We start from the raw sequence: 15,062 nt of genomic DNA, 5'->3' as shown, positions 1-15,062 counted from the left end.
CGCCGGCCCCCGCGTACGCGGGGCGACGTCCCCTCACGCGGTCAGGCGACGACCGTCGGTGCCCCCGGGCCGGACGCCGCGGCCGAAAGGTGCGGGTACTCGGCGGTCCGGTTCCGGAAGGAGAGGATCCTGGGTTGCGGACGACTCCGTCGCGGATCTCGACGGCGTTCCTGAGCGTGGCGTCACCGTCCCGGGACGCGGGGCCGCTCGTTTCCGTCAGGGCGCTTCCACCAGCGGGGGCTCCCCCATGGGGGCGGTCAGCGCCTCGCGCAGGGCGCCGACGGCATCGGCGCCGATGCGTTGCGCCAGGACGGCTTCGATGACGGCGAGGGTGTCCTGGGCGCGCCGGTGCGCACGGGCACCTCCGGCGGTGGGGCGGATCAGCCGGCTGCGGGCGGAGGCGGGATCGGGCGCCTGCTCCAGGAGTCCCATGCCGATGAGGGCGTGCACGGCCTGGTGGGCGGACTGCCGGGTGACGCCCATCCGGCGGGCCAGCTCCGAGACCGTCGTGCCCTCCTCGTCGAGGGCGGCGAAGACAGCCGCCTGCCCGACGGTGACGGGCTGTTCGCCGGCGGCCCGCATGCTGGCCACCAGAGCGTCGTCGAACCAGCGTCGGGCCTCGGTGAGCAGCTGGGGCAGGTTGCGTGCGGGGGTGGCCATGGCTCCTCACGGGACGGGGCTCCGAGCATAACGACGGTACGGGGCGCTCCCCGTGACGTATGTCAGGTAACCTGACATACGTCGTCTCGTCCTGCCGGAGGCCCCATGACCATGGAGTTCGCCCGCCCCAGCCGCGCGCGGTCGCACATCCCGACCGAGCCCGGGAAGCCGTATTTCCTGGAGAAGGGCATGGGCGACCGCGCCCATCTGTTCACCGACCTGGTCACCGTCTACGCGGGCGGCGAGCAGACCGAGAACGCCTTCAACTTCTTCACCGTCGAGGGGCCCAGGGGTGACGTGATCCCGGCGCACCTCCACCCCGACACGTACGAGGTCTTCTACATCACCGACGGCGCGGTGCGGCTGTTCGTCGAGGACCTGGAGGGCGAGCAGCAGGAAAGGCTGCTCACCTCCGGCGACTTCGGCTTCGTGCCGAAGAACTGCCCGCACGCCTACCGCATCGAGCGCCACCACAGCCGGGTCGTCGGTGTGGCCGCGGGACCCGGCGGCACCTTCGAGCGCTTCTTCGAGAACCTCGGTGTGCCGACCGATTCCCTCGGCCTGCCACCGGAGCCGTACGTACCCGGACCACACAAGTTCGCCACCGTGCCGCAGCGGTACGACGTGCGCTTCCTGCCCGACCACCGGTGGCGCACCGGAGGCTGACCCCCCCTGCCGTACGCCGGGCACCCTGCCCCCGGGTGCTGGTCGCCGCCCCCCACGCGGCGCTGCGAGCGGTGGGCTCGCCGGAACCCGGCGGCAGGCCCCCGGCAAGGCCCCTGGGAGAAGGGTCGACGCGTCCCCCGGAGCCTGGCACAACGTCGCTCGCGAGAGCGACACGTACTCGGAGACGGGGAGAAGCGCCGGACTGAGGTGTCTTCCCGAGGGCCCTTGCACCCCCGAAGCGCTGTCGCGGAGATGCATGGCGGTGCCGGGGGCCGCCCTCGGCTGGCGGAGTGGGCGGGGCTGCGGAACCGTGGAGTACAAGGAGGCGTGGTGCATGTCTGCGCCGAGCCGGTGGAACCCCTGACGCGGACGCACGGCGTGAGGCGAGAAGGAGCCGTCGCACCTGCGGCACGCGTGTCCGGAGGAGGCAGGCCCCGGGTCGAGCGCTTGGTGGGTTCGCTGCCATCCCCGGTCCCGCCTCGTCCGCTGGTCACCTCGGGGAGTCGCGGCGCGCGGCCGAGGCGCCCGCGCCGTCCCGGAAGGGCCGGGCTCCATGGGACCGATCCGATCGTGGTCGGCACGGGGCGCGGTCGGAGGCGGTCCACGCCTTGCCGGGCAGCGTTGCCCAGCACGTGAGGCGGCGTGCCCGGTGCGATGCCTGACCGTTCGGGAGGCGAGGAGATGACCGGACCGCCGTCCCGCTTCGCCGCCGGGGACCGCGGCGGGCCGCCGACTGCGGCGGGACGGGGGTGATGGCGTTGCACGGGTTCGCCCTCACCGCCGTCATCCTGGCGATCTCCGCGTTCGTCGGGCTGTTGGCCGTACGCCTGCGGCAGCCGCTGATCGTCGCGTTCATCGGCGTGGGCATCCTGGTCGGCCCGACCGGCTTCGGCTGGGTGGAGGCGGACGGCACGATCGAGCTGCTGGCGCGGATGGGCATCGCGATCCTGCTGTTCCTCGTCGGCCTCCGGCTCGACCTGCACCTGATCCGTACCACCGGCCCGATCGCCCTGGCGACCGGACTCGGCCAGGTTCTCTTCACCTCGGTCGTCGGCTACCTGATCGCCATCGGCTTGGGCATGGACACGGTCACGGCGCTGTACGTGGCGGTGGCGCTGACCTTCTCGTCCACGATCATCATCGTGAAGCTGCTGTCGGACAAGCGGGAGCTGGAGCAGCTCCACGGGCGGATCGCGGTCGGCTTCCTCATCGTCCAGGACATCGTGGTGGTCCTGGTGATGATCGCCCTGACCGCGTTCGGGCGGCAGGCCGGTGACAACCTGGCCGTGGACGTCGCCCTGGTCTTCGCCAAGGGCCTCGGGCTGCTGGCCGGGGTGGCTCTGCTCATGCGCTACGTCCTGCCGAAGGTGCTGCACCAGGTGGCGCGCTCACAGGAGCTGCTGCTCCTCTTCGGCGTCGCGTTCGCGGTGTCGGTGGCGGCCCTGAGCGACTGGATGGGCTTCAGCTCCGAGGTCGGGGCCTTCCTGGCCGGCGTCTCGCTCGCCACCACGCCGTACCGGGACGCGCTCGGCGCCCGCCTCGTCAGCCTGCGGGACTTCCTGCTGCTGTTCTTCTTCCTCGAACTGGGCGCCCGGCTCGAGTTCGGCGACGCCTCCCGACAGCTCACCGAGGCGGCGATCTTCTCCGTCTTCGTGCTCGTCGGCAACCCGCTGATCGTCGTGCTGATCATGGCGGTCATGCGCTACCCCGTACGGGTGGGGTTCCTGGCCGGGCTCACGGTGGCGCAGATCTCCGAGTTCTCCCTCATCCTGGCCGCCCTCGGCCTCAGCCTCGGCCACATCACCGGCGCCACCGTCAGCCTGATCACCGTCGTCGGGCTGATCACCATCGGCGGCTCCACCTACCTCATCCTGTACTCCCACCAGATCTACGCCCGCCTCGAACGGCGGCTGTCGGTCCTCGAACGCACCGACGGCAGAAAACGTGACCTCCGCGGAGACGAGGAGGAAGCCGACGTGATCCTCTACGGCCTGGGCCGCTTCGGCGGGGCCATCGCCGACCAGCTCGGCAGGGCAGGCCACCGCGTCCTGGCCGTCGACTTCGATCCGCACCGCGTGGCCCGCAGCGAACGGGACGGCGTGGCCGCCATGTTCGGCAGCGCCGAGGACATGCACCTGCTGGAGAACCTTCCCCTCACCCACGCCCGCTGCGTGATCAGCACCATCCCCCGGCCGGAGACGGGCAAGGCCCTGCTCCACGGACTGCGCCACCACGGCTACCCGGGCAGGGTCGCCCTCACCGCCCATTCGGAGCGCGACGCCGAGCAGCTGGCCGCCGCCGGCGCCGACCTCGTCCTGCGGCCGTACCCCCTTGCCGCCATGGCCGCGGCCGAGGTTCTCGACCAGCTCCTCGGGGACGGCGGCGAACGCTTCGACAGTGACGGCCCACGCCCCTGAACCCGGCCTCGGCCCCCTCCCTCCGGTTCCCCTGCTCGGCTGCGGTGGCGTACGGCGAGGCCGGCCCGCCTTCTGCGGGTGGTCCCAGTCGGCGGTCGTCGTCGGCGGGGCACACCGCCGCCCGGAGCCCGCCCCGGAGCACCGGCCGGTTCGCGACGCCGCCTGGTACCGCCGCAAGGGGCGGTCTTCGTCCTCGGACCGGAGCGCCTGAACCGGAAGCGGACGGCGTGTCGCCAACCGGCACGCCCTGACTCCCGACCACTACTGCCCTACCGGCCGACCGCCGTGTCACCGCGACTGGTTCCCCCACGGGCGCGGGGACGGCCCTGTCCTTCGCGGTGGCGTGCGCGCCCACGGGGCCGGCACCGGCACCGACGAGCCGTTCGCCGCCAGGCCGACGTGACGACGACTGCGACAGCGACAGCGACAGCGACAGCGACAGCGACAGCGACAGCGACAGCGACAGCGACAGCCGACCGTAACCGGTCCACACCGGTCCGGCGACGCGCAGGCGCACCCCTCAAGGACATCGCCGCGGTGGGGTGGGAACCTCCGGACGCCCGACGGCGTTCGTGTCACTGACGGCCGGACGAGCCGAGCCGTCGGCTCGCAGTGCCCGACTGCCGTCCCCGTATGGCGACCTGACCGAAGGGCGAGCGGCGTGCAGCACATCCGCGCACACCCCGGGCGCCCGGCCGCCGTCGCGCTCTCCGCGCTGCTCGCGGTCCTGACCTTCCTCCTGCCGGTGTCGGCCAAGTCGGTGCCGACGCCCCGCCCGTCCGCGCCGGGCACGGCCGCGACGGCGATGGCGCAGGCGTCCGCGACCGCCGACGCGCGGCGCCCCGCCACCGCGGCGCGCCCCGTGCTCAGCCACGCCGAGGCCCTGTCGTACCCGTTCCACGGCTGCCTGGGCCCCCGCGCCGGGGACACGGCCCCGCACCGCGCTGTCGGCGGCCCCGCCGTGGCCTTGGCGGCCGCGGGCCCGGCGGCGAGCCGGTGCGGCCACCCGCGCTTCCCGCGCGGCCCACCGTCCCGATGGAGCACCGAAGTCCGCATCGACGCCTGACCGTTCGCCTCCGCGCCCGGCGCAGACGTCGACTCCGTCTGCCTGCCCATCGTGGAGAACCCATGTCTCGCGCGCCCGTGTGGCGGGCGATCGTCGCCCTATGCGTGATCGCCGCCTCGCTCTTCTTCGCTCTCACCCAGTCCGCCCGCCTCGGCCTCGACCTGCGCGGCGGCACCCAGATCGTCCTGGAGACCAAGGACTCACCCGTCACCAAGGCCGATGCCGAGTCGACCGAGCGGGCCCTGGAGGTGCTCCGTCAGCGGATCGACGCGCTCGGCGTGTCCGAGCCGAGCCTGTTCCGATCGGGAGAACAGCGGGTCTTCGTCGAGCTGCCCGGCGTGCAGGACCCGCGCGAGGCAGCCGACGTCATCGGCCGCACCGCGCAGTTGACCGTCCACCCGGTGCGGGGCGCGACGCACCAGCAGGACCCGGACAAGGGCCGGCCGGCCGGGGACGGCTCGCGCGTCCTGGCCGACCCCGACCAGCCGGGGGCCTTCCTCGAACTCGGACCCACCGCCCTCACCGGCGAGGGCGTCAAGGACGCCGAGGCGGTGCTCGACCAGCAGAGGATGTCGGGCTGGATGGTCCAGCTCACCTTCCGCGGGCAGGCGGGCGAGGAGTGGGCGCGGATCACCGGGGCGGCGGCCTGCGCCCCGCAGGGCGCCCCCGAGCGGCGCGTCGCCATCGTCCTGGACGGCAAGGTCCTCTCGGCGCCCGGCGTCGACGCGGAGGTGGGGTGCAAGGTCGGCATCGTGGGCGGCTCCACACAGATCACCGGCGGCTTCGGCCGGGAAGAGGCCCGGGAACTGGCCGCGCTCGTCAAGGGCGGCGCGCTGCCGGTACCCGTGGAGGTCGTGGAGCAGCGCACCGTCGGCCCCACGCTCGGTGCCGACGCCATCGCCGCCAGCGCCCAGGCCGCGATCATCGGGCTCGCCCTGACGGGTCTGTTCATCCTCGTCGTCTACCGGTTGCTCGGCGCCCTGGCCACCATCGCGCTCGCGCTGTACGGGCTGATCTCCTACGCCGCCCTGGTCGCCCTGGGCGCGACCCTGACGCTGCCCGGACTGGCCGGGTTCGTCCTGGCGATCGGCATGGCGGTCGACGCGAACGTGCTGGTCTTCGAGCGTGCCCGCGAGGAGTACGTGGGAGCCCGCGCCCTGAAGTCGGGTGCGGTGCGCCTGGACAAGCCGCTGCGCACCGGCTTCGACAAGACCTGGAGCGCGGTCGTCGACTCGAATGTGACCACGCTGCTCGCGGCAGGGCTGCTCTTCTTCTTCGCCACCGGACCCGTCAAGGGCTTCGGCGTCACGCTCTCCATCGGTGTCCTCGTCTCCATGATCTCGGCCCTGGTGATCACCCGGGTCCTCGCCGACTTCGCGATCCGGCGCCGCTTCGTGCGCGACCGGCCCGGCCTGACCGGGATCACCTCCACCGGTCGGGTGCGTGCCTGGCTCGCGCACCGCGAACCCCGCTTGGTGCACCACCGGCGCCGCTGGCTCGGCGTCAGCGCGATGCTGATCGTGGTGGCCGTCGCCGGGATCGGCCTGCGCGGCCTGGACCTGGGGGTGGAGTTCACCGGCGGGCGCCTGGTGGAGTACGGCACCAGCAGGCCCGTGGACGTGGACGCGGCGCGGGAGGCGGTCGCGGACGCCGGGTTCCCTCGCGCGTCGGTGCAGGAGTCGGGGGACGGGGGCATCTCGGTACGCACCGGCGAGCTGAGCAATGACCAGCAGCACACGATCAGGACGGCACTGGCGAAGGAGGGCGGCGAGGTCACCGTCGTGCGGGACGAGCTGATCGGCCCGAGCCTCGGCGACGAGCTGCGCCGACACGCGCTCATCGCGCTCGGCATCGCCGTCGCGGCCCAGCTGGTCTACCTCAGCGCACGGTTCCGGTGGACGTTCGCCGCCGCCGCGGTCTCGGCCATGGTGCACGACGTGCTGCTCGTGGTGGGCCTGTTCGCCTGGCTCGGCAAGCCCGTCGACAGCGTCTTCCTGGCGGCCCTGCTCACGGTCATCGGGTACTCCGTCAATGACACCGTCGTCGTCTTCGACCGGGTGCGCGAGGCGCGCCGCCGCGATCCGGCGGCGGACCTGGAGACCACCGCCAACAGGGCCGTCATCAAGACGCTGCCGCGCACGGTGAACACCGGTATGGGCGCGCTCTTCATCCTGGGGGCCCTGGCCGTGCTCGGCGGCGACTCACTCGCGGACTTCTCCATCGCCCTGATCGCCGGCGTGGTGATCGGTATGGCGTCGACGGTGTTCACCGCCGTGCCGATCGCCGTGCAACTGGAGGGCAGCCGCCCGGCCCCACCGGCGCGCCCCCGGCCCAGCAAAAACAGCGACGCCCCCGGCCCCCTGGAGCGACGCGCACGGGCGCGGGATTCAGGCGCCGTGGTGTGAGCCCCTCCGCCGACGCGGCGCGCCCCGCGCCGACGCCGCACCCGAGCCGGATCCGGATCAAGGTCAACGCCTCCGCCATGCCCGTGATGCACGACCCGCGGGGCCGGCCTCGTGGCGGAGGCGCCGTGGCGCCGCCCGCGGCCCCTCGCCGTACTCATCAGCTCGGCGCCAGGCTTCTGCTGTGCCCAGGCAGGGCAGTTACTCAGCGCGCTCGGGACAGCACCTCAAAGGGGTTGACCTCTGTGCCACCACAGCCCTCGGCAACAGCTCTACCTGCGGAGGATCTGGGAAGTTTCAACGGCGCTGGGGAGCGCGTGGCGAGAATCGACCGCGCGATGCGGCACAACTCTGAGAAACACTGGAGGGCTCATCATTGCAGCTCAAGGGCATGCGGCCGCAGCGACGCTGGTCAGGGCCATCAGATAGACAACTTCAGGAGGAAGTATCCCCGCCCTGGCCCCAAGGCAACTCGCAGCCTGTTGTTCCCGAAGAGAAGTCCGTGCGATCTCGGCCGCCGCAAGCGGCCTTAGCCGCGCCCCAGGCCACCTGCCACTGCATCGGGAAAAGCGCCACATGAGCGTCACGACAGAGAGCCCATCGCCCGTTCAGGACGGGGACAGGCTGGCCCGCCAGCTCCCCCTCTCCTGGGTCCCGCTGCGACTCACTTCGGATGCGAACTCGCACACGTACTGGAGCGCACTCGGATCGGCCGCGTCGCGGACAGTCGGGACACGCGCCAAGCGCTCCTCCGCACATCGGTACGGCGATCATCCTTGAGATGAACTCGCTGGGCAGCACTCCGGAGTGAGATCCGCTACCAGGCCTGATGACGAGTTCGCGAACGCCTTCTCCCACGGCATCGACCGCTCGAAACTGCACCGCGAGGACGGCCCTGTTCCACGCGGACTTGCCCCAAGGGCGGTGTGCGCAGCCTTGGCGGAACTCCTGAGAGAGCCACTGATACTTTGACAAGCGTCTGTTCCAGGGTGTCAGCGGTGACCGAGGACAAGGGGAGGGACCGACCGTGGAGCTGCCCAGAACGGTGTTGGCCGGGCGGATTGCCGAGCGGCGGGCCGGGGTCGGTGATCCTCGGGCGTTGGTGGGTGAGATGCGGCGTTCGGTCCTGCTGGTCCCCTTCGTCGACTGGCGTCTGTGGTCGGTGCGTGCCGGTGGGGTGCGGTGGATCTGCGGGTTCACCGACGAGAAGGCGCTTGCCCGATTCGCCCTGCAGCAGGGCCCGGGTGACCGGCCGATGGACTATGCCGCGCTCCTGGGCGCGCGGATCGTTGACGAGGTGGTGCCGTCGCTGGGTGAACCGGCCGGTCTGGCGGTGGACATCTCCGATGAGAGCGCATCGATGTTCTTCCCGCCGGTCACCGGGATCGTCGCGGCCGGTGTGGCCATCGACGGCGGCACGCATGAGGAACGGGACGGCCGTGGGCAGTGACGGTGGGGACCTGCGTTTCGACCAGGCGTCGGTGGCGAAGTTCACGCAGGGCGTGGGCGCCGTCATTGACGGCCTCGGTGATCTTGGCGGCGCGACCGGTTCGGTGATGGGCAAGGGCTTCTCGGAGCTGTCGATGACGGGCATGGAGGCCGGGCACCACGGTCTGTCCGTCGACTTCGAGGACTTCTGCGAGCGCTGGGAGTGGGGCGTGCGCGCCCTGGTCAACGACGCCAGCGCGATCGCGGACCGCCTCGGGCTGGCGGCGGGCACGCAGTGGGAGCACGACCGGTATGTCGAGGGCACCCTGAAGGTGGGCCTCAACTCCGTGGCCGGCGGCAATCCGCATGCCACGGAAGAGGAGGTCACCCAGCAGGGTTGGGGTGACGTGTTCACCCGCGACTACCTCGACCCGGACTGGAGCGCGGAGTCGTTCGACCGGGCCGGTCAGGAGATGGAGCAGACCTGGAAGGACACCGGTCGCACACTTCTGACCGAAGGGCAGGGCGGGCAGCGGGTGCAGATGATCAACGACACGGCCGGCATATCCGACGAGCAGTGGGACCAGGTACTGGACAACACATTCGGCCCGTCGCCGCAGGCACGCGCGCGGCAGGTGCAGCAGGGTGAAGACGAGGGCGACTGAACGTGGGAATCGGCGACTTCATCAGTGACATCACGCCGGACTCGATGGAGAACGCGGTCGAGGGCGGTGTCGAGTGGGTCGGCAACCGAGTTGAGGACGCCGGGAAGTGGACCGCGGACCGGCTCGACGACGTTGGCTGGGAGTCCGGTGCGGACTGGGTGCGCGAGCAATCGCGTGCGGTCGCCAACCGGACGGGCGCCGAAGTCGATGAGATGGACCTCGGGGAGACCGAGGACAAGACCAAACTGGTCCACGGCAGCCCGGCCAAACTGCGCTCCACCGCCGACAAGCTGCGTGGCTTCCAGAAGGCGTTCGATGACGCTGGCAGCGGCCTGAAAGGCTTGGACTCCTCGCGCTTGCAGGGTGAGGCGGCCGAGGCGCTACGCAAGGCGGTCGGTACACAGCCACCGAAGTGGTTTACCGGTGCGGATGCGGTGGAGAAGGCAGCCGCCGCGCTGGAGGCGTTCGCCGGCACCGTGACTTGGGCGCAACGGCAGGCGCAGACGGCGATCGACAAGTGGAAGGAGGGCGTGCAGGCGTCCGAGGACGCCGCGGACGCGCATCGCAAGAAGGTCGACGACTACAACACGGCCCTCGACCGGTACAACGCCCAGCTCGCTGACCAGCGGGACCCCTCCACGCTTCCGCCGTGTCCCGCCGCAACGTTCGATGACCCGGGCAAGAAGCTGATGCAGGAGGCGCAGGACCTCCTGGCAACAGCCCGCTCCCAGCGCAACACGGCCGCGGAGACCGCCCGCAGCGCGGTCCGCGCTGCGCGGGATCTGGCACCCGAGAGGCCGTCGTACACCAAGCAGATGAGCGACGGTCTGCGGGAATGGCAGATCATGAGCGACCACGTCGGCGGCGGCATCGTCAAGGGCACCGCCGGGCTGGTGAACTTCGTCCGCGGCCTCAACCCACTGGACCCGTACAACGTCACCCACCCCGCCGAGTACGCCACCAACCTCAACAGCCTCGCCGCCGGACTGGTCGTCGCCGCCAATGACCCGGTCGGCACGGGGAAACAGTTGGTCAGCGACTTCATGAAGGACCCCTACGAAGGCTTCGGTCGTCTGATCCCCGACCTGGCGCTGACCGCGGCCACCGGTGGCGGCGGTGCCGCGATCAAGGGTGTGCGCGTCGCCGCGGACGCCGCCGACGCCGCCCGCCTACGCGAGTTGGTCGACGACGCCCCCCAGGGCACCCACACCCGCCCCGACGGCGAACGCGTCACTGATGGCACCGACCCGGTCGACCTCGCCTCCGGCCGTATGTTCCTGCCGCAGACCGACCTGGCGATCCACGGCATCCTGCCCCTCGTCTTCACACGCCGCACCGAATCCGGCTGCGCAGCCGGCCGCTTCCTCGGCCCGTCCTGGATCTCTACCGTCGACGAGCGCCTCGTGGTCGATCCGGTCGGCGTCCTCCATGTCACCGCCGACGGTCTCCTGATCGCCTACCCGCACCCCGTTCCGGGCGCACCCACCCGGCCGGAGACGGGCCGGGCCCTCACCATGCTGGCCCGGGACGCTGACGGCGACTACCGGGTCACCGACCCCGACACCGGCCTCACCCGCCACTTCACCGCCCCACCCGGAAGCGACGGAACCGCCTGGCTGACAGCCGTCACCGAACGCAACGGCCACACCATCACCATCGACCGCACCGACGACGGTCTGCCGCTGGCCCTCGTCCACTCGGCCGGCCACCAGGTGAACCTGGCCACCGCGGACGGCCGGATCACCGCGCTCTGTTTGGCCGGTGCCGGCGAGGGCGGCACGGACCTGCCCTTGATGCGGTACGGCTACCAGGAGGACAACCTCACCACCGTCACCAAACCCTCCGGCGCCACCACCACCTTCGTATACGACGACCGCCGCCGCGTCACCGCCTGGATCGACTCCAACAACAGCCGGTACGACTACGCCTACGACGACCGCGACCGCGTCATTGCGGAAGGCGGCGAGGCCGGCTACGTCCAGCTCACCCTGACCTATACCGAACCCAACCCCGAAACCGGCCACCGCACCACCACCCTCACCACCGCCGACGGCCACACCACCTGCCACCTCATCGACAGCGGCTGCCGGGTGATCGCCACCACCGACCCACTCGGCCACACCAGCCGCTACACCTACGACACCCAGGGCAATCTCCTCACCTGCACCGACCCTCTCGGTCACACCACCGCCCACTCCTACGATGGGGACGGCCGGTTGGTCTCCGTGGTCCGCCCGGACGGCGCCGAACTGCGCATTGGGCGCAGCCCACTCGGTTGCCGACGGAAGTCGTGGGGCCGGACGGCGCCCGCACGACCTACGCGTACGACGAGCGCGGCAACCGCATCGCGGTAACCGACCCGATCGGTAAGACGACCCATTCCGTTTACGACGACGCCGGCCGCCTCACCCGGGTCACCGATGCCCTCGGGAACATGGCCTCGATTGTGTGCGACGCGGCGGGGCTGGTCGTGGAGGTGAGTGACCCGTCCGGCGCCATCACCCGCACCGAGCGGGACGGGCTCGGCCGTCCGGTTCGTATCACAGACCCGACGGGCGGTGTCACCCGGTTGGGATGGAATGCGGACGGGCAACTCGCTTACCGCACCGGCCCGGACGGCAGCACCAAGTCATGGAGCTATGACGGCGAGGGCAACTGTCTGACCTACGTCGATGCCTCCGGTGGCACCTCACGCTACGAGTACACCCACTTCGACCTCCCACTGGCCACCGTCCGACCCGACGGCGGCCGCTACGAGTTCCAGCACGACAACGACCTGCGCCTAACCCGGGTCACCGATCCACACGGCTCGACCTGGACCTACGCGTACGACGCGGTGGGCAACATCGTGTCCGAAACCGACTTCGACGGGCGCACCCTCACCTACCGTGTGGACGCCATGGGCCGGCTCGTCGAGCGAATCGACGCGCTCGGCGGCACCATCTCGTTCGAACGCGATGAGCTCGGCCAGGTGCTCCGGAAGAACGTCGACGGCCGAGTGACGACCTACGCGTACGACCCGGCGGGCCGTCTCCTGGAAGCGGTCGGACCGGAGAGCCAGCTCCGCTACCAGTACGACCGCCGCGGCCAAGTCAAAACGGAACTCGTCGACGGCCGCCCGCTCGTCCACTCCTACGACGAACTGGGGCGCCGCGTCCGCCGTACGACTCCCACCGGCCACGTCACGACCTACGCGTACGGCTCTGACGGCACTCCCTCCCGGCTTACCACCGGTGACCGGTGGATCGACTTCACCCACGACGCTGCCGGCCGCGAGCTGGTCCGCGTCTTCGGGGACGCGATCACCATGACATCGGTATGGAACGAGGCCGGACGGCTTGCCGAACAGCACGTCACCGCCGGCGACCGGGCCGTCAACGGCCGTGCCTACGCCTACCGGGCCGACGGGCACCTGCTGTCCGTTGCGGACCGGCTGTCGGGCACCCGTACCTTCGAGCTGGACCCGCTGGGCAGGGTCACGGCCGTCCACGCCCCCGGCTGGACGGAGCGGTACGCCTATGACCGAACGGGCAACCAGACCTCGGCGTCCTGGCCGGATCGGCACCCGGGCCAGGAGGCCGTCGGGTCGCGCACCTACGACGGCACCCGAGTCACCCATGCCGGAGGCGTCCGCTTCGAGTACGACGCCCTCGGCCGCGTCACCCTGCGCCAGAAGACGCGACTGTCCCGCAAGCCGGACACCTGGCGCTACGTGTGGGACACGGAGAACCGCCTCGCCTCCGTCACCACCCCGGACGGAACCCGATGGCGGTACCGATACGACCCGCTCGGCCGCCGCACCGCGAAACAGCGCCTGTCGCTCGACGGCGAGAGCGTGGTGGAGGAGGTCCGCTTCACCTGGGACGGGCTCACCCTGTGCGAGCAGACCAGCCACGAGCCGGACGCCCCCCACTCGGTCGCCCTCACCTGGGACCACCGGGGCGTCGTCCCGCTGAGCCAGACTGAGCGCCTCCTGACGGCCGGCGACCGCCAGGAGGAGATCGACCGCCGCTTCTTCGCCATCGCCACCGACTTGATCGGCACCCCCACCGAACTGATCGACGAGTCAGGCGACCTCGCCTGGCGCAGTCGAAGCACGCTCTGGGGCACCACCACCTGGGCCCGTGACAGCAGCACGTACACCCCGCTCCGCTTCCCCGGTCAGTACTACGACCCCGAGACCGGCCTCCATTACAACTGCTTCCGCCACTACGACCCCGAGACCGGGCGTTACACCTCGCCGGACCCCCTGGGCCTCGGTCCCGCGCCGCATCCGGTGACCTACGTGGACAACCCGTACACCGGATGCGACCCGCTGGGCCTCATGCCCAAGTACACGAAGGAGGAGAAAGCCCAGCAGCGAGCCGTGAAGGCCGCGGACGGAGTCATCCAGAAGGCGCAGGAGGACCGGTTCCGCAAGCACCCCGGCTACCACGGGGAAACGATGCACGGCTTCAGTGACGACAGGGTTTTGGAGATCCTCAAGAACCCGGACGCTGTCTACCAGTCGACGGGCGGCGCCGGGAACCTGATCTTCCGGCAGGGTGAGGATGTGGTCGTGACCAAGGGCGTCGGATCCGAAGCCGGGCAGGCCATCACGGCGTACGGACCCTCCGGAGTGCTGGGTGAGTCCGGAGCGACCGCGGTCGGCGGCAAGGCCACGGATGCCGGCAGGCCGATCACCCACGAGGACATCGTAGGAGGCAGGATTCCGGGCAAGGACGGATTCATGCCCCCGGCAGTGCAGATCAAGTGAGGCGGTCTCGATCATGAAGGTGACACTCGACGACGGCTGGACAGCGACGGTGACGGACGATCCGCTGGCCTTCGCCCCCCGTTTCGAAGGGACCTCCGTGCGGGTCGGCCCCTACCTGGGCAAGGCTGAGCGGGAGCGGTTCCTCCGGGACACGTTCGGGAGCGGGGCATGGCTGTGGGACACCCCCGACGAAGTCCGTTTCGACCCGGTCCGACGCGACCTCGTAGGCGTCGAGTTCCAGCTGCCTCACGAATCCGCCTCCGCCGAGGACTCCGCCCGCGTCCCCGACGCCCTCACGGTGCGCCCGGGCGGGCTGCGCGCGGACCAGGCGCGGGGATTCCGGCTGGAGATGTGCTCGGTGCTCTGCCGCGCCCCCGGGGACGCCGTCCTGACCGCACTGCGCGACCTCGACGTCCTCGACGAGCCGCTGGAGGCCCTCATCGGCATCGCCCCCGACCTGGCGCTCCTGGTCCAGCACGGCACCGCGGTGGGCTGGAGCCTCACCGACCCCGCACGCCACCTGACGCCCTGGTTCACCGCCCCCGACCCCGCGCCGCCCTCCCCCGCCACCCGCCGCCTGCTCACCGAGTGCCTCGACCTGATCACGACGCCGGTGATCGACGACCTGACGGACGGTGAACCTGTCGCCCTCGCCCGGCTCCGCGCCACCGACGAAGCCCTGCGCGCCCAACACGAGGACCGGCACCGGGCCGACGCCCTGCGCACGCTCATCGCCACGCTGGTCGAAGATTACGCAAACCAGTCAAACAATAATGGCGAGTAGTTCCCGAGGGACCGTGGAACACCGAATTTTTGCCGGCGCGGGACCGGGGCCGTACCGCGCGTGTTGCAGGCCAAGCCGGCCGCGGAGTATGTGGCTGGTACGGCCGGTATGGCACTACACCGTCATCGCCGGCCTGCCGAATTGGCCCTGCACGGAGCCACAACCCGGCGGCTCTGAAGGGAACGGCTGGACTTCACTTTTCTGGCCCCACGGCAACC

General features: G+C 71.0%; 8 protein-coding genes and 1 pseudogene. 8 read left to right on the top strand and 1 reads right to left on the bottom strand.

Going from position 1 to position 15,062, the window contains the following annotated elements:
• Nucleotides 1-216: 216 nt before the first annotated feature.
• Nucleotides 217-660, bottom strand: coding sequence for a MarR family winged helix-turn-helix transcriptional regulator (locus LPA54_RS02085; RefSeq protein WP_228973322.1), 444 nt, complete (start codon nucleotides 658-660; stop codon nucleotides 217-219).
• Between the two features lie 105 nt (nucleotides 661-765).
• On the opposite strand from LPA54_RS02085, the gene LPA54_RS02080 reads away from it, so the two are divergent.
• The 8 genes and pseudogenes from LPA54_RS02080 (at nucleotide 766) to LPA54_RS02045 (ending at nucleotide 14,844) form a co-directional block, all read left to right on the top strand.
• The gene (locus LPA54_RS02080) at nucleotides 766-1,326 is read left to right on the top strand and encodes a quercetin 2,3-dioxygenase (RefSeq protein ID WP_228973321.1); all 561 of its coding nucleotides are present in this window, start codon (nucleotides 766-768) and stop codon (nucleotides 1,324-1,326) included.
• A 752-nt stretch (nucleotides 1,327-2,078) separates the two neighbouring features.
• On the top strand, nucleotides 2,079-3,743 hold the full coding sequence (locus tag LPA54_RS02075) for a cation:proton antiporter (RefSeq protein ID WP_228973320.1): 1,665 nt from the start codon (nucleotides 2,079-2,081) through the stop codon (nucleotides 3,741-3,743).
• 661 nt (nucleotides 3,744-4,404) lie between these two features.
• Entirely contained in the window at nucleotides 4,405-4,809 is a 405-nt protein-coding gene (locus tag LPA54_RS02070) for a hypothetical protein (protein WP_228973319.1), read from the top strand.
• A gap of 62 nt (nucleotides 4,810-4,871) precedes the next feature.
• A complete protein-coding gene (gene secD / locus LPA54_RS02065; protein ID WP_228973318.1) occupies nucleotides 4,872-7,214 on the top strand; it encodes a protein translocase subunit SecD in 2,343 nt (780 codons plus the stop codon).
• A 1,024-nt stretch (nucleotides 7,215-8,238) separates the two neighbouring features.
• Entirely contained in the window at nucleotides 8,239-8,661 is a 423-nt protein-coding gene (locus tag LPA54_RS02060) for a hypothetical protein (protein ID WP_228973317.1), read from the top strand.
• Nucleotides 8,651-9,304, top strand: a complete 654-nt coding sequence (locus LPA54_RS02055) for a hypothetical protein (protein ID WP_228973316.1) — start codon at nucleotides 8,651-8,653, stop codon at nucleotides 9,302-9,304. Before LPA54_RS02060 ends, LPA54_RS02055 begins: the two co-directional genes overlap by 11 nt.
• Before the next feature lie 2 nt (nucleotides 9,305-9,306).
• A pseudogene (locus tag LPA54_RS02050) lies at nucleotides 9,307-14,060 on the top strand (putative T7SS-secreted protein).
• Nucleotides 14,061-14,073: 13 nt separating this feature from the next.
• Nucleotides 14,074-14,844: a hypothetical protein gene (locus LPA54_RS02045; RefSeq protein ID WP_228973315.1), complete on the top strand. Its 771-nt coding sequence runs from the start codon at nucleotides 14,074-14,076 to the stop codon at nucleotides 14,842-14,844.
• The last annotated feature ends 218 nt before the right edge of the window (nucleotides 14,845-15,062 follow it).

This window comes from Streptomyces sp. DH12, assembly GCF_020873895.1.
GTDB lineage: Bacteria > Actinomycetota > Actinomycetes > Streptomycetales > Streptomycetaceae > Streptomyces.
This window is presented reverse-complemented; position numbering and strand designations above follow the sequence as displayed.

Bases quoted from the DNA above. Each gene is read 5' to 3' on its own strand.
- LPA54_RS02085 (WP_228973322.1), bottom strand. From the start codon at position 660: ATGGCCACCCCCGCACGCAACCTGCCCCAGCTGCTCACCGAGGCCCGA.
- LPA54_RS02080 (WP_228973321.1), top strand. From the start codon at position 766: ATGACCATGGAGTTCGCCCGCCCCAGCCGCGCGCGGTCGCACATCCCG.
- LPA54_RS02075 (WP_228973320.1), top strand. From the start codon at position 2,079: ATGGCGTTGCACGGGTTCGCCCTCACCGCCGTCATCCTGGCGATCTCC.
- secD (WP_228973318.1), top strand. From the start codon at position 4,872: ATGTCTCGCGCGCCCGTGTGGCGGGCGATCGTCGCCCTATGCGTGATC.
- LPA54_RS02045 (WP_228973315.1), top strand. From the start codon at position 14,074: ATGAAGGTGACACTCGACGACGGCTGGACAGCGACGGTGACGGACGAT.